Origin of the sequence: Mucilaginibacter sp., from assembly GCF_028288225.1 — a bacterium.
Lineage (GTDB): Bacteria > Bacteroidota > Bacteroidia > Sphingobacteriales > Sphingobacteriaceae > Mucilaginibacter.
The window spans coordinates 24,205-43,863 of the sequence record NZ_JAQBOC010000003.1; the positions used below are offsets into that span (position 1 = coordinate 24,205).

At 39.0% G+C, this 19,659-nt stretch carries 21 protein-coding genes; 13 read left to right on the plus strand and 8 right to left on the minus strand.

The features are described 5' to 3' along the window. Positions 1–15: 15 nt before the first annotated feature. The 6 genes from yajC (at position 16) to JWQ54_RS00300 (ending at position 3,684) form a co-directional block, all read left to right on the plus strand. Positions 16–336, plus strand: coding sequence for a preprotein translocase subunit YajC (gene yajC / locus JWQ54_RS00275; protein WP_299578677.1), 321 nt, complete (start codon positions 16–18; stop codon positions 334–336). Positions 337–472: 136 nt separating this feature from the next. After that, positions 473–1,420 (plus strand): YbbR-like domain-containing protein, encoded by a 948-nt coding sequence (locus JWQ54_RS00280; protein ID WP_299578679.1) that lies wholly within the window; start codon positions 473–475, stop codon positions 1,418–1,420. Further along, a complete protein-coding gene (coaE, locus tag JWQ54_RS00285; RefSeq protein ID WP_367187072.1) occupies positions 1,417–2,019 on the plus strand; it encodes a dephospho-CoA kinase in 603 nt (200 codons plus the stop codon). Before JWQ54_RS00280 ends, coaE begins: the two co-directional genes overlap by 4 nt. A gap of 75 nt (positions 2,020–2,094) precedes the next feature. Then, on the plus strand, positions 2,095–3,042 hold the full coding sequence (locus JWQ54_RS00290) for an exonuclease (protein ID WP_299578681.1): 948 nt from the start codon (positions 2,095–2,097) through the stop codon (positions 3,040–3,042). Beyond that, positions 3,043–3,201, plus strand: coding sequence for a DUF5522 domain-containing protein (locus JWQ54_RS00295; RefSeq protein ID WP_299578683.1), 159 nt, complete (start codon positions 3,043–3,045; stop codon positions 3,199–3,201). A 33-nt stretch (positions 3,202–3,234) separates the two neighbouring features. After that, positions 3,235–3,684 carry a MarR family transcriptional regulator gene (locus tag JWQ54_RS00300; RefSeq protein WP_299578685.1) on the plus strand — a complete coding sequence of 150 codons (450 nt, stop codon included), beginning with the start codon at positions 3,235–3,237 and terminating at the stop codon, positions 3,682–3,684. A gap of 149 nt (positions 3,685–3,833) precedes the next feature. Here the strand turns inward: JWQ54_RS00300 and JWQ54_RS00305 are convergent, their stop codons facing one another. Beyond that, positions 3,834–4,397, minus strand: a complete 564-nt coding sequence (locus tag JWQ54_RS00305) for a phosphatase PAP2 family protein (protein WP_299578687.1) — start codon at positions 4,395–4,397, stop codon at positions 3,834–3,836. A 126-nt stretch (positions 4,398–4,523) separates the two neighbouring features. Between JWQ54_RS00305 and glmM the strand changes: the two genes are divergently transcribed. The 4 genes from glmM (at position 4,524) to JWQ54_RS00325 (ending at position 7,878) form a co-directional block, all read left to right on the plus strand. Beyond that, positions 4,524–5,912 carry a phosphoglucosamine mutase gene (gene glmM / locus JWQ54_RS00310; protein WP_299578688.1) on the plus strand — a complete coding sequence of 463 codons (1,389 nt, stop codon included), beginning with the start codon at positions 4,524–4,526 and terminating at the stop codon, positions 5,910–5,912. Positions 5,913–6,014: 102 nt separating this feature from the next. Further along, a complete protein-coding gene (locus JWQ54_RS00315) occupies positions 6,015–7,151 on the plus strand; it encodes a cysteine desulfurase family protein (RefSeq protein WP_299578689.1) in 1,137 nt (378 codons plus the stop codon). Between the two features lie 97 nt (positions 7,152–7,248). Further along, complete coding sequence (locus tag JWQ54_RS00320) at positions 7,249–7,548, plus strand: hypothetical protein (RefSeq protein WP_299578690.1); 300 nt, start codon at positions 7,249–7,251, stop codon at positions 7,546–7,548. 93 nt (positions 7,549–7,641) lie between these two features. Next, entirely contained in the window at positions 7,642–7,878 is a 237-nt protein-coding gene (locus JWQ54_RS00325) for a hypothetical protein (RefSeq protein WP_299578691.1), read from the plus strand. Between the two features lie 79 nt (positions 7,879–7,957). Here the strand turns inward: JWQ54_RS00325 and accD are convergent, their stop codons facing one another. Next, positions 7,958–8,803, minus strand: coding sequence for an acetyl-CoA carboxylase, carboxyltransferase subunit beta (gene accD, locus JWQ54_RS00330; RefSeq protein WP_299578692.1), 846 nt, complete (start codon positions 8,801–8,803; stop codon positions 7,958–7,960). Between the two features lie 376 nt (positions 8,804–9,179). Between accD and fbaA the strand changes: the two genes are divergently transcribed. Beyond that, positions 9,180–10,259, plus strand: a complete 1,080-nt coding sequence (fbaA, locus tag JWQ54_RS00335; protein ID WP_299578693.1) for a class II fructose-bisphosphate aldolase — start codon at positions 9,180–9,182, stop codon at positions 10,257–10,259. Positions 10,260–10,547: 288 nt separating this feature from the next. After that, a complete protein-coding gene (locus JWQ54_RS00340) occupies positions 10,548–10,973 on the plus strand; it encodes a GNAT family N-acetyltransferase (RefSeq protein ID WP_299578694.1) in 426 nt (141 codons plus the stop codon). A gap of 309 nt (positions 10,974–11,282) precedes the next feature. Here JWQ54_RS00340 and JWQ54_RS00345 read toward each other — a convergent pair whose 3' ends face one another. The 6 genes from JWQ54_RS00345 to JWQ54_RS00370 form a co-directional block, all read right to left on the minus strand. After that, on the minus strand, positions 11,283–12,143 hold the full coding sequence (locus tag JWQ54_RS00345) for a hydroxymethylglutaryl-CoA lyase (RefSeq protein ID WP_299578695.1): 861 nt from the start codon (positions 12,141–12,143) through the stop codon (positions 11,283–11,285). A 2-nt stretch (positions 12,144–12,145) separates the two neighbouring features. Beyond that, positions 12,146–13,459, minus strand: coding sequence for an NAD(P)/FAD-dependent oxidoreductase (locus tag JWQ54_RS00350; RefSeq protein ID WP_299578696.1), 1,314 nt, complete (start codon positions 13,457–13,459; stop codon positions 12,146–12,148). An 82-nt stretch (positions 13,460–13,541) separates the two neighbouring features. Continuing rightward, positions 13,542–16,532 carry a protein translocase subunit SecDF gene (gene secDF / locus JWQ54_RS00355; RefSeq protein WP_299578697.1) on the minus strand — a complete coding sequence of 997 codons (2,991 nt, stop codon included), beginning with the start codon at positions 16,530–16,532 and terminating at the stop codon, positions 13,542–13,544. Positions 16,533–16,807: 275 nt separating this feature from the next. Continuing rightward, a complete protein-coding gene (locus tag JWQ54_RS00360) occupies positions 16,808–17,290 on the minus strand; it encodes a dihydrofolate reductase (RefSeq protein ID WP_299578698.1) in 483 nt (160 codons plus the stop codon). Between the two features lie 40 nt (positions 17,291–17,330). Beyond that, positions 17,331–17,699 carry a four helix bundle protein gene (locus JWQ54_RS00365; RefSeq protein ID WP_299578699.1) on the minus strand — a complete coding sequence of 123 codons (369 nt, stop codon included), beginning with the start codon at positions 17,697–17,699 and terminating at the stop codon, positions 17,331–17,333. Between the two features lie 32 nt (positions 17,700–17,731). Further along, a complete protein-coding gene (locus JWQ54_RS00370; RefSeq protein WP_299578700.1) occupies positions 17,732–18,559 on the minus strand; it encodes a thymidylate synthase in 828 nt (275 codons plus the stop codon). A 290-nt stretch (positions 18,560–18,849) separates the two neighbouring features. On the opposite strand from JWQ54_RS00370, the gene ispE reads away from it, so the two are divergent. Then, positions 18,850–19,647: a 4-(cytidine 5'-diphospho)-2-C-methyl-D-erythritol kinase gene (ispE, locus tag JWQ54_RS00375; RefSeq protein WP_299578701.1), complete on the plus strand. Its 798-nt coding sequence runs from the start codon at positions 18,850–18,852 to the stop codon at positions 19,645–19,647. The last annotated feature ends 12 nt before the right edge of the window (positions 19,648–19,659 follow it).

The window sequence follows — 19,659 nt, forward strand, 5'->3', positions numbered from 1 at the left end:
TTATATAAATTTAAAATGATAGCAACTATTTTATTACAGGCTGGTTCAGGATTCGGAATACAGCAAATTATAACTTTCGGTTTAATTGCAGTGGTTTTTTACTTCTTTATGATAAGGCCACAGGTTAAAAAACAAAAAGACCAGAAGAAATATGTTAACGAGTTAAAAAAAGGTGACAAGGTAGTAACAACTGCAGGTATACACGGCAGAATAATTGATGTTAACGAAACTACTTTTTTGGTTGAAGTTGATAACGGTAAAATCCGTTTCGATAAATCGGCAATATCTTTAGAGGCTTCAAAGGCGTTGAACACGCCGCCGGCGGTCACTAAGTAAGCTGAAAGGCTTAAAGCAGAAAGCCAAAAGCAGGACGAAAATTAAAGCTATAAGCTGAAAGTATGAGTAAAAGCATCAAAGGCTTTTGGCTTTTATCTTTCAGCTTATAGCTTTTTAAGGCTTTTACCTTTTTAATATGGCAATAATAAAATTATCAACAACAGAACGAAGACGGGTATCCGCATTTTTTACATGCCTGGTTCTTGCCGTTCTTGCGTGGATATTTACTGTATTGTCAAATACTTATAGCTATACTGTTAAAGAGGTATTAAATTTTAAGAATACCCCACAAAAGCGCGCCTTCCATTCCTTACAGTCTGATACGGTAAATGCTACCATAAATGGCACCGGTTGGCAAATGGTGTTTTCAAAAATGCATAACGAGGTAAATCCTATTTCAATTGACCTCCGGTCGCTTGAGTACAAAAGTTATGTTGTGCTTAGTTCGCAGTTAAGCCAGATCAACAATAAAAAAGAAATTGATCAGCAAATAACAAGTTTCAACCCTGATACGCTTTATTTTGATTTTTCGAACAGGAAGGTAAAAAGGGTGCCCATCCAGTTAGTAACCTCGATAAAGTATAAACACCAGTTTTCGCAATCAGGTGCTATTACGCTTAACCCTGCCTACGTAATAGTAAATGGACCTGCAAGTATTATTGATAAAATACAAACCTGGAAATCAGACACACTAAAGCTGGATAGTGTTGGCGAAACTATTAATACCCGTTTAGCCGTTCAGCCCGTTAAGGAGGGGAATGTGAGCGTGTTTCCTAAAAATGTTGAGGTTGCTATCCCTGTTGATGAATATACCGAAAAAACGCTTGAAATCCCCGTTAAATTGATCAACAATCATGATTATGCAGATGTCAAGATCTTCCCCCAAAAGGTTAAAGTAACATTTACCACTTCATTAAGCAGGTATGTCCAAACTGATGAGGATTTTTTTGAGGCGACTGTAGATCTTGATCTTTGGCGAAGGCATGGCTATAAAGTACTGCCGGTGGTGATTTTTAAATCGCCCACTTACAGTAAAATAGTAAAGATAGAACCGCAGAATCTTGACTTTATCGTAAAAAAATGATGTTAAAAATAGGATTAACCGGCAATATAGGCAGCGGCAAAACTACCGTTAGCAAAATATTTGAACTATTGGGCATCCCTGTTTTTTATGCCGATGATGCTGCAAAAAAGGTGATGGTAACTGATCAAATACTAATTGATAGCATCAAATCAACCTTTGGTGAACTTTCTTATTTTGATGACGGAACCTTAAACCGTAAGCATATAGCCGGCATTGTTTTTAATAATGTTGAACAGTTGGCAAAATTAAATTCGCTGGTGCATCCGGCAACATTCAGGGCTTTTGATGAATGGATTAAGGAAATTAATAATGTGCCTTATATTTTAAAAGAAGCGGCATTATTGTTTGAAAGTGACTCGTACAAAATGTGCGACTACTCCATTATGATACAGGCACCCGTTGAAATCCGGATAAAACGGGTTGTGCAAAGGGATGGTCTAACAAGGGAGGAAGTTGAAAGCCGCGACTCCAAACAGTTTTCGGAAGACAAGAAAACACAACTGGCTGATTATATAATTAAGAATGATGATGTGCAATTGGTAATACCCCAGGTTTTGGAATTGCATCAGGAGTTTTTGTCATTGGTCATTAGTCATTAGTCATTTTTGTAATGAACAATTGTTTATTAGTCAATTAATTATATCCAATTTAATCCAACTACTACTAATGACACAATGACCAATGATATAATAGAAGATTTTCTAAGTTTTAACCCCAACGGCCTTTATTGTAAATACGGTGATTTTTATATTGACCCTGTGCAGCCTGTGGCAAATGCAGTGATCTCTCATGCACATGCCGACCATGCCATACCGGGTAACACAAATATTTATTGTACCGAAGCTACTCACGCTTTTATGAAGCTGCGATATGGTAAAAATGCAGGTAAGGCATTCAACATTGCCGCTTATAACTCAAATTTTAATATCCGTGGGGTTGCAATAACATTTATTTCTGCCGGGCACATGTTAGGATCGGCCCAGGTTTTAATGGAATATAGCGGCGTTAAATATTTATACACCGGTGATTACAAATTGCAGCCTGATGCAACCTGCGAACCTATTGAATGGGGAAATGCTGATATATTGATAACCGAAAGCACTTTTGCCGATCCTGCAATTTTACATCCTGACCCGGTTGCCGAAATAAAAAAACTTAATGATATTAAGAGCAATATCCTGCTTGGTGCATACGGATTAGGCAAAAGTCAGCGCCTTATAAATATGATAAATGAGCACGCCCCTCAAAAGAAAATATTAGTACATCACCGCATAATGCCTATAAATGCTATCTATGAAAAAATGGGGTTTGCACCGGGTAAGTGCCAGATTTATGGACGCAAGCTGATGAAAAACCAGGAGGAGTTTGTTTACATTGTGCCGCCTTTTACCTTTGATAGTTATATTAAAGCTACTGGTGTTAAGCGGTTATTTGCTTCGGGCTGGAAAAATTTGCAGGTAAACCTGCAGGATACACTGTTTATATCTGACCATGTAGATTGGAACGATATTTTGCAAGCCATCAGTCACATAAAGCCCACACAAATTTGGACCTTGCATGGCAACGGAATGCATTTGAAAAAGTATTTTGGTGATGATATTTTTGTAAAAATTTTGAATTGAATGCTTGTAGAAGGTATTGATTATTATATTAACGGGGATGGTAATGTGGTTTTTACAAAAGAATACCATTTAAAACGCGGATATTGCTGTAAAAATAAATGTCTTAATTGCCCCTGGGATTTTGGAAAACCCAAACAGGCTAAGGATGTTAAGAAATAATTAAGGATATTTGTGATAAGGCAAATTAATATTATGCGGATAGACGAAGAAATACAAAGCAGCAAATTTGAAAACAATTATCACAAGGTGGTTATTAATATTTCATATACCTACAGCTGGGTAAATAACCAATCACGTTCTCTTTTCGAAAAAAATAATATCACGCTGCAGCAATTTAATATATTAAGAATTTTGAGAGGCCAATATCCGAAACCGGCTACTGTAAATTTACTGAAAGACAGGATGGTTGATAAAATGTCGGACGCCTCACGTATTGTGGATCGTCTTGTTCAAAAAGGCATGGTATCCCGCTGTACAAATACTAAGGACCGTCGTGCGGTTGATATAAGGATCAGCGATCAGGGCCTTGCAATACTGGCCAAGATGGACGAGGATTTTAAAATTAAAGATCTGCTTCAAAATAATTTAACTGAAGAGGAGGCCGGCCAGTTAAGCGATTTGCTGGATAAGTTAAGAGGGTAGTATGATTTCGGATTTTTCACTCATTGTTTGTTTTCAATGGTGTTCAAGAGTGCTTCGCAGTTTCGGATGTTCGATTTCGGATTTAGAAAATGAGCTCAAATGTTTCATAGATTTACGAAGTTTTCAAAACTTCGTAAATCTGTTTCAGATCAAAATCCCGGACTTATCTTCTTAAACAGGACGGAAAACATCCATCCAACAAAAATTCCATAAAGTGCACCGCAAAAAACATCGATCGGGAAGTGTACGCCTACATATACCTGTGCAAAGCTGATGATACCTGCCCATAAGATCGCCCAAAGCCAGATCCATCGCCATTTTTTGTAAAATAACATAATCAGGAAAAAGGCCATTGCAAAATGATCTGTTGCATGAGTAGACGGAAAACTATACCCCGTTCCGCAAGCGACACGAACAAGATCTGTTTTTGAAACAACAATGTCCCTGCAGGGGCGATCTCTTTTAACCAGTTTTTTTATAATACTTGCGCTTGTAAAATCTGCAAAACCTGCCGATAACGCTAATAATAATATGATTATTAAGCCTTGTTTTTTAAATTTATAAATGCAAAAGCCGATTATAAACAGGTAGAGCGGGATCCAAAATTTAGGGTTCCGCAGCCAGGGCATTATCCAGTCGAAAAACGGGTTAGCCAGGTTATGATTAATGAAATAAAATAAATGCCGGTCGAGTTGTAAAAAATAATCAGGCATTGCTTTACTAATAGCTAAATTAACAAAGCGGTAAATATAGCTAATTATGCCAGGCTTAAAACAATACGATTTTTATTATTGCTCGGTTAAATATCTTATTTTTGCGCCACAACAAACATTCATACTTTGACATTAATAAAATCAATTTCGGGAATAAGAGGCACCATAGGAGGCACAGTTGGAGAAGGTTTAACCCCTTTGGATATTGTGAAATTTACTGCCGCATATGGTACCTGGGCTGTTAATAAAAGCGGGATCAAAAAAATTGTGCTTGGTCGTGATGCGCGCATCTCGGGTAATATGGTAAATAGCCTTGTTATCGGCACCCTGCAGGGACTTGGTATTGATGTGATAGACCTTGGGCTTTCAACTACCCCTACAGTTGAAATAGCGGTTCCGGATAAAAAGGCTGCCGGGGGCATAATATTGACTGCCAGCCATAACCCGAAACAATGGAATGCGCTAAAATTATTAAATGCTGATGGCGAATTTATCAGCGATGCCGATGGTAAGGAAGTGCTTGAAATTGCCGAAAATAATGATTTTAAGTTTGCTGAAGTTAATGACCTGGGTAAGGTGGATAATAGCGATAATTATCTGCAAAAACATATAGATAAAATACTGGCCTTACCATTGGTTGATGTGGCAGCAATTACCAAAGCTGATTTTAAAATAGTTATTGATTGCGTTAACTCAACCGGTGGCATATTTGTACCGGCTTTGCTAAAAGCGCTGGGTGTAAAAACTGTTCATGAACTATATTGTAAACCTGATGGTAATTTTCCGCATAACCCTGAACCGCTGCCGGAAAACCTTGTTGCACTTTCAAAAGAAGTAGTAAATAAAAGAGCTGACCTTGGCATAGCTGTTGACCCTGACGTTGACCGCCTTTGCTTTGTTTGTGAAGACGGGAATGTTTTTGGAGAAGAATATACGCTTGTTGCTGTAGCCGATTATATTTTGAAGCATACCAAAGGCAATACGGTATCAAATCTTTCATCAACCCGTGCACTGCGTGATGTAACTGAAAATGCCGGTGGAGAATACCATGCAGCAGCAGTAGGAGAGGTAAATGTGGTAAACAAAATGAAGGAAGTAACTGCAGTAATAGGCGGCGAAGGCAATGGTGGAGTGATTTACCCTGAACTGCATTATGGCAGGGATGCTTTAGTAGGGATTGCCTTATTTTTAACCCATCTTGCGAAATACGGTAAATCAGTATCTAATTTGCGAAGTACTTATCCCGGTTATTTTATCTCAAAAAATAAAATTACACTAACACCCGAAATGGATATTGATGCATTGTTGTTAAAGGTTGAAGAGAAATATAGCAAACAACCCCATTCTACAATTGACGGGCTGAAAATAGAATTTGATAAAGAATGGGTACATTTGCGTAAGTCTAATACCGAACCCATCATTCGTATTTACTCGGAAGGCAATTCAGAAACTGTGGCGAATAATTTAGCTAATAAGATAATTGCCGATATAAAAGAGATTTTAAAATTGAGTTAATAAATTAATTAGTGAATTAGTGAATGATTGAATTAGTGATTGAAAAAGCACTTACTAATTCAATAATTAAAATCGCTAATTCACTAAATCACTAATTACAATATGCGTGTTTATTTAGATAATGCTGCCACAACGCCACTTGACCCTGAAGTGATGAAACAAATGTATATGGTTATGGAAAGCACTTATGGCAATCCTTCATCTATTCATTCGCATGGCCGTGAAGCAAGAACACTGATCGAAAGATCGCGTAAAACCATAGCTAGCCTGCTTCACACTTCACCTTCCGAGATCTTTTTTACATCAAGTGGTACCGAGGCGGATAATATGGCCATAAGGTGTGGTATTGTTGATCATAATATTAAACATGCAGTAACCAGCAAACTGGAGCACCATGCGGTGCTGCATACCATGGAGGCGCTTGAAAAGTCAGGTGTAATAAAATTGAGTTTTGTTGATGTGGATAGCAAAGGCAGCGTTGATTATGATCACCTGGAAACCTTGCTAAAAAATAACGAACGCAGCTTTGTATCACTGATGCATGCCAATAACGAGATCGGCACTTTATCAGATATGGACCGGATAGGCGATATTTGTGAGGCATACAACGCAATTTATCATTGTGATACTGTACAAACCATGGGGCATTACCAGCACGACCTGAGTAAGCTAAAAGCTCATTTTTTGGTTTGCGCCGGGCATAAATTGCATGGTCCAAAGGGAGTAGGCTTTTTACACATAAATCACCGTATAAAAATTAAACCCTTAATATATGGCGGTGCGCAAGAGCGTAACATGCGCGGCGGTACCGAGAATATTTATGGAATTGTTGGTCTTGCCAAAGCTTTAGAGATAGCTTATAGCGAAATGGAGCAGCACCAAAAGCATATACAAAGCTTAAAGACCTATATGATCGATCAACTGGTTGAAAGTATCCCCGGTATAGATTTTAATGGCGAAACTGACCCTGCTAAAAGCTTATATACTGTATTAAATGTTCAGTTCCCTGAAATGGAAATGGCGGATATGCTATTATTCAACCTTGATATAGCCGGTATTTCAGCATCAGGTGGCAGTGCATGCAGCTCGGGAAGTGATATAGGCTCGCATGTGTTAACGGCTATTGGAGCAAGTTCATCCAGGCCATCGGTAAGATTTTCCTTTTCAAAATACAACACTAAAGAAGAAGTTGATTTTACAGTTGCAAAAGTGCGTGAACTGTGCCTTGTAAGCGCATAAATTTATAGTTTATATTTCTTTGTAGTAGTATTTTTTTATAATTTATAAAACAAAATCCTAAAATTGGTGGTTTTATTTAATTATAAATTAAACTACCATGAAATCAAATAATCAAAAAACAGGAAAAAATCAGGAACGCCCGGGCCAGGGACGCCCCAACGAAATTCCTGAGAAAAAAGAATCTGAAAAGGAAAAATCAGGGTATCCGCGCGAAACGGAACAGCATCAGCAGGAGGGTGGCAATGACGCATCCTACAGCGAGCAAACTGATGTTAGCCCACCAAAGCAGAAAGAATTCCCTTCAGTTGGAAATGCTAAAACTGATTTTAAGCCCAGCGATCATGGGCGTACAACCGGCAGAATGGTTGGCCATGAGCCAGGCACCGAAGGAATATAATTTTATTTAAGTTATTTAACGTAAATTAGTATTATGAAGGGAGGTTATTAATAATCTCCCCCGTTTGCAATTATAAATTTAAATAACAAAATTATGAAAAGCTTTAATGACGATCCCGCCAGCAGAAAGCGGGAGAAAGACAGGGACAACCCAACTAAACCCTTTGCAAATTGCGAAAAAGAAAGTGCTGCTGAAGTTAATCATGGCGGTGCTCATAATTTAAGGAATTATATGTGTAGGGACGTTGATGAAATTGAAGGCCCAAGGTGGGATAAAATGAGTAAAGGTGTTGACGGCCCTACCAGTCAAAATGCCGGTACTTTTAAATAGTGAACAAATGTGCCCACAAACGAAAAGAGGCTGCCCTGGTATAGACAACCTCTTTTTTATATTTGGGTGTTTAATGTTTTTAATTTACCATCATCTTCAAAAATGAAGATAACCTTTCTTTCATTTCACGGCGGTCTACTATAAAATCCAAAAATCCGTGTTCCTGCACAAACTCAGCAGTTTGGAAGCCTTTCGGAAGATCCTTTTTTATCGTTTCCTTTATAACCCTTGGTCCTGCAAAACCTATCAGTGAGCCCGGTTCAGCAATATTAATATCGCCCAGCATAGCATATGAAGCTGTAACGCCACCCGTAGTAGGATCAGTTAACAATGATATATAAGGTATTTTAGCTTGTGAAAGTAAAGCGAGTTTAGCCGATGTCTTGGCCATCTGCATTAAAGAAAATGCAGCTTCCATCATACGGGCGCCGCCTGATTTTGAGATCATCAGGAAAGGGACCTTATGCTCAATGCAATAATCAATGGAACGGGCAATTTTTTCGCCTACAACAGATCCCATCGAGCCGCCAATAAAGTTAAAATCCATACAGGCAATAACCAAGGGCTGACCGCCCATACCGCCTGATCCCGCTCTTATGGCATCTTTCAAACCAGTTTTGCTCATGGTTTCTTTCAGCCTGTCGGTATATTTTTTGGTGTCTTCAAAATGCAACGGGTCTCCTGAGATCAAATTCGGGAACAATTCTGTAAACTCGTTATTGTCAAAAAGTATAGAGAAGTATTCTTTTGAACCTATGCGCAGATGGTAACCGCAGTAATGACAAACGTATTGATTTTCAACCTGTTCAGAATAATGAAGAGGTTTCTTACATTCAGGGCATTTATTCCAGATCCCGTCGGGGGTTTCCTTCTTTTCCTCCGTGGTCGTAATTATCCCTTTGATTTCCCTTTTAAACCAAGCCATATCTATATCTAACTCTTTCAATTGACTACAAAGAAACGAAATTTTTTATAGATATGAGATTTTAGATATCAGATATGAAATTAGGGTTATCTGCTTTAGGAGCAGAATAGGTTGGTTGTTACAGCTTTTAGTGATACAAACCCCTATAATCCTCCTAATCTGGTTAGTGTTTTAAATCTCATATCTCAAATCTCACACCTCATAATTGAGTCATCGTTATAATAATGAAAATTTTACAGCAGTTTACATACTCGTTTTTATTATAAACATAATTAACAGTTGTTTAATCAAAAAGTTGCAAAATGTTCTATTTGTTGGGTAGACTAATGGCTAAAACCATAAAATTTTTTAACTTCGAGGCCCAATTAAAAGTAGCATGGATTTAAAAAATTATAAAGGCGTTTTGCACGGCGATCAAGTGCAGGAGCTATTTGAAGCCGCAAAAAAGCACCAGTTTGCTTTACCGGCTGTAAATGTAATAGGTACTAATACCATTAACGCTGTTATGGAAACAGCAAAAGCGGTAAACTCCCCGGTAATTATCCAGTTATCAAATGGCGGAGCACAGTTTTATGCAGGTAAATCATTAGATAACTCAAAACTGCAGGCCTGTATATTAGGTGGCGTTTCTGCTGCAAAGCATGTACATTTATTAGCTGAACACTATGGTATAGCTGTAATATTACATACAGATCACGCTGCCATGAAATTTCTTCCATGGATTGACGGTTTGTTAGATCATGGTGAAAAGTTTTTTGCTGAAACAGGAAAGCCATTATTTTCGTCACACATGCTTGATCTTTCTGAAGAGTCATTGCATGAAAATATAGAGATCTCAGCCAAATACCTTGCCCGTATGGCAAAAATGGGTATGACACTCGAAATTGAATTAGGTGTTACCGGTGGTGAAGAAGACGGTGTAGATAACTCTGATGTTGATAGCTCACGCTTATATACACAGCCTGAGGATGTTGCTTATTCATACGAAGAACTTTCAAAAGTTAGTCCCCGGTTTACTGTTGCAGCTGCCTTTGGTAACGTGCACGGTGTTTACAAACCAGGCAATGTTAAACTTCAGCCTGTAATTTTACATAACTCGCAGGAGTATGTGAAAAAACACTTTAATCTAACTGCTGAAAAACCTATCAACTTTGTATTCCATGGTGGCTCTGGCTCAAGCCAGGAGGAGATAAGGGAAGCGATCTCATACGGCGCTATAAAAATGAATATTGATACCGATATGCAATGGGCATACTGGGAAGGCATAAAAGATTACTATAAATCAAAAGAAGGATACCTGCAAAGTCAGATAGGCAATCCGGAAGGCGAAGACTCTCCAAATAAAAAATATTATGACCCGCGCGTTTGGTTACGTAAAGGAGAAGAAAGCTTTGTTAAAAGGCTTACAGTTGCATTTGGCGATTTAAATTGCATAGATGTAAATAGTAAATTATAAGTTGATCAGGTTGATTTAGTGAGTGGTTGATTAAGTTGAAAATTTGTAGACTTAACTTAATCAACTCAATCTAACTTAATCAACCCATTCAACTAATATAAAAAGCGCTAATGTTAAACATTGGCGCTTTTTTAGGTTCTGTACTTAACTTGAATCTTTGCATAAATTTTATGTGCAATTCGCTAAATTAGCGGAAAAAGAAGAAAATCTGATCTGCACGCATTCAATTGATGCTGTGAAGAAATATAAATAAGCTAACTAACTTAATACAACGAAATTCATATAAAAATGCCTGTAACAATAAAAGCAGCCAAGGTAACCGAGCCTGCTGATCTTGAAAAAGTATTTGCCATCCGTCGTGAAGTATTTGTAGACGAACAAAATTGCCCTCCCGAATTGGAATGGGAGTTTGAAGATGAATCAACCCACTTTTTGGCTACAGTAGATGGTGAACCTGCCGGAGCATCCCGCTGGCGTAAAACTGATAAAGGTTATAAGCTGGAACGCTTTGCTGTGCTGCAAAAATTCCGGGGGATGGGAGTAGGGCAGGAATTAGTTAAAACAGTGTTAGATGACTTGCCTGCCGATGCTAAGTATGTTTACATGCATGCGCAGATCCAGGCGGTAAGTTTATATGAGAAATTTGGCTTTGAAAAGACCGGGCCGGAATTTGAAGAAGCCGGGATAAGGCATTATAAAATGGTGAGAAGATAATTTCGGATTTCGGATGTTCGATTTCGAATTTTAAGAATAACCGCGTGCAACTGTAGCTTTATATGAGGCGAAGTGCAAGTTTGTGTATCCACGCGGGCAAAGCGTTCCATTTTTACAGCGGAACACCTGGTACAAAGTGGAACATGCTGATTATTAGGCGATTAGTATTTTATCAAAGGTTAAATAGCTATAAGTAGCTGATAATCATTATGTTCCACCATTCTTTATATCGAGAACTCACGTTATTTAAGAAATCCAGCTTTTTGTCTCTTCTGAATTATTATTTTATATATATGAAAACTGGATAAATTAAATAAATATCCTGTCAGAATATTCCATCGCTTCTCTAAATCCCTGCATATCAAGGCCGACACGCTCATTTTGTGATTGCAGGTATCCAATTAAGTTTTCAGTGGCAATATTGCCTGTAAGCTCATCTTTTGCCATAGGGCAGCCACCATATCCTTTAATGGTAGTGTCAAAACGCCTGCATCCACTTTTGTAAGCCGCTTCAATTTTTTCCTGCCAGGTATCAGGCGTTGAATGCAAGTGGATGCCAAATTCCGTATCCGGGAACTGGCTGCATAATAAAGGATAAATGCTGTTGATTTGTTCAGGAGCAGCTATACCAATAGTATCTGCTAAGGCGATAAGGTTGATCCCTTCATTAACAAGTTTTTCAGCCCATTGCTGTACTATTTCTGTATTCCATTCATCTCCGTACGGATTTCCAAAACCCATGGATAAATAAACCAATAATTGCTTATTGCTTTTGCCGCATAACTCGTTTATTTTTTTTACGGTATCAAAAGACTCATCAATACCAGAATTAATATTCCGCTGCTGAAAAGTTTCTGAGATGGAAAATGGATACCCCAGGTAAGTAATCTCAGGGTGTTTCGCCGCATCTTCAGCCCCGCGATAATTAGCTATAATGGCAAGCAGCTTTGATTTGGTATTGCTTAAATCAAGCTTACTTAAAACCTCTGCAGTATCCTGCATTTGGGGAATAGCTTTTGCAGATACAAAGCTTCCAAAATCAATGGTATCAAAACCAACCTGCAAAAGCAAATTAATATAGGCTGCTTTCAGGTCTGCAGGTACAAATTGATGAAGTCCCTGCATGGCATCACGCGGGCATTCGGTTATTTTTATAGGCGATGTTGTCAAGTTTAATCTGGTTTTGATATTTGTACGGTTTTGTCAGCCAAAGTTTCCTGTTTAAATTGCCGGATGATCAGCCTGCTGCCGCCGTTAAAGCTAATATAACTACCAATCCAGTTTATAAATACGTGTACCTTGTTTCGGAAGCCTAAAAGCGAGATCAAATGTACAAACATCCAAACCAGCCAGGCAAAAAATCCCTGGAATTTTACTTTACCCAGATCAGCAACCGCCTTATTGCGTCCGATAGTAGCCAGTGAGCCTTTATCAAAATATTTAAAAGGCCTGGTAGGCTCGCCGTTAATGTTTTGAATGATAGTTTGTGCAACATATTTTCCCATTTGTATAGCCACCTGCGCTACCCCAGGATGGCCTTTTGGAGTTTCGTTTGTTATCATGGCGGCCACATCGCCTATGGCAAAAATATTCTGAGTACCCTCAACCCGGCAATTATTATCAACCTTAATTCTATTTCCTCTAACAATAAGATCTTTATTTAAACCTTCAGGAACTTCGCCCATAACCCCCGCAGACCATATTACATTTTTGGTACGAATGGTTTTTCCGCCCTCAAATTTTATTTCGCTGCCATCAAAGCTATCTACTTTAACGTTTAACATTACGTCAACACCCATATCTGTCAAAAACTCATAAGCTTTTTTTGATGCTTCGTCTGAGAATGGGCCCAGCACTTTTGGCAAAAAATCAACCAGGTAAACTTTCATATCCTCTTTTTTTAGTTCTGGATAATCTTTGCAAAGAATATGGTTCCTAATCTCGGCAAGCGCTCCGGCCAGCTCAACGCCGGTAGGCCCGGCGCCAACCAATACGAATGTTAAAAGCGGCGCTTTTTCTTCCCTTGTTGCTTTTAGCGTGGCTTCTTCTAAATTTTGTAAAACCAGGTAGCGAAGGTTTAATGCTTCCGGTATTGACTTCATTGGCATAGCAAACTTCTCAATGTCTTTGTTACCAAAAAAATTGGTTGTTGAACCGGTTGCAATTACCAGGTAATCATAGGCAATTTCACCGATGGACGTATCAATAGTGTTTTTTTCAGTGTTTACATTTGTAACTTCAGCAATGTTAAACCGAAAGTTTTTTTGTCCTGCAAAATTCTTGCGAAGGGAGAAGGCAATCGATTCGGCCTCAAGGCTGCCCGTGGCTACCTGGTAAAGTAACGGCTGAAAGGTGTGGTAATTATGCTTATCCAGCATTAATACATCTACAGGCTTATCTTTAAGGTTACCGGCAACCTGCAGGCCGCCAAAACCACCGCCAACAATTACTACCCGCGGAAATTTAGCTTTATCTTTTGTGTTCATGTTGGTATTGTATGTACAAATATATATGAAACAAAAAAGGCCCCAAATGTTCTTTGGAGCCTTTTAATAAATTGTTTATTATTTACCTAAGGTCTTTTTTTCCAAAGTCGATGATTACCGGGGTTGCCACGCAGATTGACGAGTATGTTCCGAAACATACACCGATCAATAATGCGAACGAGAACCCGCGGATAGTATCGCCACCGAATATGAACAATACAAGCAATATTAATACCACTGTTAAAGCAGTGATAATGGTACGGCTCAATGTATTATTGATCGCATCGTTAATTACTGTTTTTGGATCATCAGTTTTAGCATGGTGTAAGTTTAGGAACTCACGGATACGGTCAAACACAACCACCGTATCGTTAATTGAGTAACCTATAACCGTTAATATCGCCGCTATAAATGATTGATCAATATCAAGTGAGAACGGAAGCACATCCTTAAATATGGAGAAGAATGATAACACCATTAAAGCATCATGTAGGGTTGCAACCATCGCACCCAAACTAAACTGCCATTTACGGAAACGGATCAGGATATAAGCTGAAATAATAATGATGGCGAAAATTACTGTTAAAGCTGCCGATCTTTTAAGTCCGTTTGCTATGGTAGGTAAAACTTTTTCATAGTCTATTATACTTTTCTCGGTAACGTGCGTTGCCGGGTTTGTATTTAATGCTTTTATCAACGCAGCCCGTACTTGTGCATCACTTGTTGGCGAATCTTTATCAAGCAGGTATTTAGTTGTAATTTTTATATCAGTACCAAAGGTTTTAACCTCGTTGCCTTCCCCCAGGTTCTTATCAACAATCTTACGAACAGTTTCAGTACTTACATCCTTAGTTGCAAACCTCATTACATAAGTACGGCCACCCACAAAGTCAACCCCGTAGTTAAAGCCTTGGGTTGCCATTGAAATTAAACCGGCAATAATAAAAGCGGTTGAGAATATGTAGAATTTGAAACGGTTTTTTACGAAGGCGTAATTAGCATTTTTGAAGGTATGTGAGCTCCACGGGTTTGAGAATTTAATATCCCATCCTTTTTCAAGCATGTATTCAAATATCAGCCTTGAGATCAATAATGAGCAGAACAGCGAAGTAGCAATACCTATCATTAAAGTGATTGCAAAACCCTGGATTGGCCCTGTACCGAAAGTGAACAGGATTAAACCGGTTAAGAAAGTACTTATGTTTGAATCAAGGATGGAAGATAATGCATGTTTAAAACCGTCGGCAACGGCAATCCTTAACGATTTACCCAAAGCCAGCTCCTCCCGCACGCGTTCATAGATCAATACGTTAGCATCAACCGAGATACCTAAAGTAAGCACTATACCCGCAACACCCGGCATGGTTAACACAGCGCCAAGGCTGGTCAAAACACCCAACAGGAAGAAGATGTTAATGATAACCGCTACCACAGCTACAGTACCTGCACGGTTGTAGTAAGCTATCATGAATACCAGTACTACCAGCAAACCTACAAGGCTTGATAATAAACCGGCATTGATAGATTGCTGGCCTAAGGATGGGCCTACAACTGATTCAGTAACAATATGGGCAGGAGCAGGCAAGCGGCCGGCTTTTAATACGTTGGCCAAATCCTTTGCTTCTTCAACAGTAAAGTTACCTGAAATTGATGATACACCTCCTGAAATTTCGTTTTGAACCACTGGGGCCGAATAAACGTTATTATCAAGTACGATAGCTATATATTGTTTGTTGTTAACATCAGCAGCGGCTTCGGCAGTTACGGTACGCCATTTTTGAGCACCGTCTGAGTTCATCACCATAACAACCTCGGGGCTGCCTTTTTGATCAACATCATTATGGGCCTCAGTGATCACATCGCCTGCAAGTACCGGTCCGTTTTCGGCACCAACTAATTTTATAGCGTATAGTTCAAATATTTTTGTTTTATCCTGTGGTTTTACTGACCAAAGGAATTTCATGCTTTGCGGAATTACAGTTCTTACTTCAGCGCTGCGCAGGTATTTGTTAACCTGTGCAGTATCTTTCGCTTCGGCACGGCCAACAACTGGGCCATGTGCTAGTTCACCCTGCCCGTTTTGCCCCTGGTACATCATTGGCTTTAAAACGTTAAACAATGGGTACTGATCGGCAAATTGTGATTTTGCGCCTAAAGCTGATGTATCTTTACTTCCGCTTTTCTGAACTTTATTCAACAATGATAAAGCGCCTTTATTTTTAGCTGTATCGGCTTTTACCGCAGCTGTAGTTTTAGCATCGGTTGTTTTTACCGCAGTTTTTGTAGTATCTTTTTTAGATGCCTTTATTTTCGCAGCAATTAAGCCGTTCATATTAGTCAGCAACTGGTAAACCTGGCTATTATCATAAGTTTGATAAAATTCCAGTTTTGCAGTACCTGATAAGAGTTTACGAACACGTTCAGGTTCTTTTACACCCGGCAGCTCAATTAAGATCCTGTCATTTCCTTTTTGCAATTGGATGTTAGCATTAGCAACGCCAAACTGGTCAATACGGGTATTTAAAATGGTGTATGATTGTTGTACAGCCGTGCTTGCCTGATCTTTAAGGTAACTTTCAACCTGGCTGTTTGTTGCATTAAACTTAATGTGGTCCTGATTATCCTTGGTTGAGAAGATAGCAGCCAGCTTTCCGTTAGGATTGATCTTTTCGTACTCATCAACAAACAAGGTAATATAATCCTGCTGACTGGTTACACCATCAACAGTAGCAGCAGCCAATGCCTGGTTAAATGCAGGATCCTGGTTATTATTCGATAGTTTTTTTACCAGTTCGTTCAATGAGATCTGCATGGTTACACTCATACCACCCTCAAGGTCCAAACCAAGGGCAAGCGCTCTTTGACTAACGTATTGATAATTGTGCTTTAAAAGCGGGTACACCGGTTGAGTTGAAACTGAATCCAGGTACGCCGTTACTTTTGCGGTATCACCTTTTGCGTACACCTGCGCATCATTTTTAACTTTATGGGCGACCCAAGTAAATGAAAGCTGGTATATACATACAACAGCCATCAATATGGCGAAAAATTTAACAACCCCTTTACCTTGCATTGTGAATTAAAATATGTAATTAATTAGTTTATAAGCATTTTAAATAAGACGGCAAATCTAATAAAAATTCGTAAGCATGAAATTTTTAATTTAAAACAATGCCGGGGGAAGAGAGATTAGAGGTTGGAGATTAGAGGTTATTTTTTTTATTGATTGATAATGAGTTATTTATGTAGATTAGAAAGTTGAAAAATATTTAAAACTGAGGACTTAAAATTATGTTTACAGGCACTTTAAGTGATAGATACTAATCTCCGGTCACTAATCAATACCCTCTAACCCCGTTCGTAGGTAATGAATGAGTAGGGCAATAAATTTTTCTCATCGGGCTCATGATCTTCGCGAAAAACTTCTTTCCATTCATGCAGATCAATTTCAGGGAAAAAGCTGTCGCCTTCAAATTGTTTATGAACAATGGTTAGGTAGATGCGGTCAGTAAGTTTTATGGCTTGTTTATAGATCTCGGCGCCGCCAACAATAAATACCTCCTGCTCATCCTTGCACAAAGCTATAGCTGCCTCAATTGAATTCACCACTTCGCAACCTTCAATAGTTATAGCCTGCCTGGTAATTATGATGTTGCGGCGGTTAGGCAATGGTTTGCCAACTGAGTCATAAGTTTTACGGCCCATTATAACCGTATGCCCTGTAGTGATCTCTTTAAAGTGTTTAAGATCTTTAGGCAGGTACCACAATAATTTATTGTCTTTGCCTATGGCGTGGTTTTCGGAAATGGCAACTACTATTGTTATCGTCATTGGGTCATTGGGTCATTGGGTCATTGGGCTGTTATGATGGCTAATCATTTTTGCCTTTGCCAATGAATTTTATGTAAATGTTCAGTTTTAAGTGTATCGTCTCTAATTGTTGAAGCAATAATTGATAAGTTTCATCATCTATTAAACTTCTGGTTTTTGCTTTTTTTAGCCAGCCTTTTGTTTCAATAATTGATCCTCTGCTAAAGTAACAGAAGTTTTTGTTTTCTTTATAATGGAATCTCCCAAAGCCTTCTGCAATGTTAGCTCCTATCGAATCTGCTGATCGTGCTATTTGTTTACCAACAGTATCTTTTGCAAAGAAGTCCCATTTTAAAACTACAAACCAAATTTTATCAGCAAAAGCTTCTGATAAATTATAAACCTCAATTTCCTCTATTCTATTACTCATTCAATGACTTAATGACAACAATGACTCAATGATTAAACTGCCACTGTCGCCTTTATATGCGGCCACGGATCATAATTATCCAATTCAAAATCTTCAAACTTAAATGCAAAAATATCCTTTACCTCCGGATTGATCTTCATGGTTGGCAACGGTCGCGGTTCGCGGCTTAATTGCAGTTGGGCTTGTTCCAGGTGGTTGTTATAAATGTGGGCATCGCCAAATGTGTGTACAAAGTCGCCATAGTCGAGGTCACACACCTGGGCCATCATCATGGTAAGTAAGGCGTATGAAGCGATATTGAATGGCACACCCAAAAATATATCCGCACTACGCTGATATAATTGACAAGACAATTTGCCTCTCGACTCCCCCTTTAGGGGGCCAGGGGGCGGGGGTTCCACATAAAACTGGAACAAACTGTGACACGGAGGTAGTGCCATTTGATTAACATCGGCAACGTTCCATGCCGATACCATCATCCGGCGCGAATCAGGGTTTGTTTTAATTTGATTTACAACCTGGGTTATCTGGTCAATATGTCCGCCATCAGGTTTTGGCCATGATCGCCATTGGTAGCCATACACTGGCCCGAGATTGCCTTCAGCATCGGCCCACTCGTCCCAAATGCGCACACCGTTATCTTTTAAATATTTAATATTGGTGTCACCACTTAAAAACCAGATCAACTCATGAATGATGGATTTTAAGTGCAGTTTTTTAGTGGTGATCATCGGGAAGCCATCCTGCAGGTTAAAACGCATCTGGTAGCCAAATACGCTTAAAGTGCCGGTTCCGGTGCGGTCATGTTTTTGAGCGCCGGTTTCCATTACATGGCTCATCAGGTCGAGATACTGTTTCATGTTGTTAGTTGATGTTGTAAAAGTTGTAGTTGTTGTAGAAGTTGTAATGGTTATTAATAACTCATTAAAGTCACACAACAGATTCCGCCTAAATAAACACAAATTAAAATAATCTAATTTGTGAAACCTACGGATGTGCAAAAATACAGGTTTGTTAATCATTCCTAATCACAAAGAACATAATAACTTTGCGGTAACAGATGAAGGCTGCGAGAATCCAGTCTGCGTTGAGCGAATTAACTTAATCAACCTAATCTAACTCAATCAACCCAATCAACTAATTCTAACAAATGATAACATTTCCAAACGCAAAAATTAATATTGGCCTTAATATAATTAACCGCCGGGATGACGGCTACCATAACCTGGAAACTATTTTTTACCCGGTTAACATAAAGGATGCCCTGGAAATAGTTGTAGCTGATGAATTAAGTTTTCAGTCATCAGGTTTGGAGATCCCGGGAAGAATAGAAGACAATCTTTGCCTTAAGGGCTACCACCTGTTAAAAAAAGATTTCGACCTGCCGCCTGTTAAAATCCATTTGCATAAACATATTCCCATTGGCGCGGGGCTTGGAGGGGGATCATCCGATGCCGCTTTTTTTATCCGTCTCATTAATCAGAATTTTAATTTGGGGATGACTGATATGCAAATGATCGGCTACGCCCGGAAGCTTGGAGCCGACTGTGCCTTTTTCATTCAAAACAAACCTGTGTTTGCTTTTGAGATAGGAGATGAGTTTGAACCTGTAAAACTTGATCTTTCAAAATACCAAATAATCCTGGTAATGCCGCCTGTACATATTTCATCTGCGGAGGCTTTTCGCGGGGTAAAACCATCACCGGTAAAAGAATCATTAATGGACCTGATCTATGAACCGGTTAGCGAATGGAAAAAATATATAAAAAACGATTTTGAGATTTCGATATTTAAAGACCACCCCGAGATCCGCGGTGTTAAGGCCGCACTCTACGAAGCCGGTGCCCTATACGCCAGTATGAGTGGGAGCGGAGCTTCCGTTTTTGGCATCTTTGATAAAACGCCTGACCTAAGCGGGCTGGAAGAGGATAACCAGGTGTTTTATTAGGATGTCGGATTT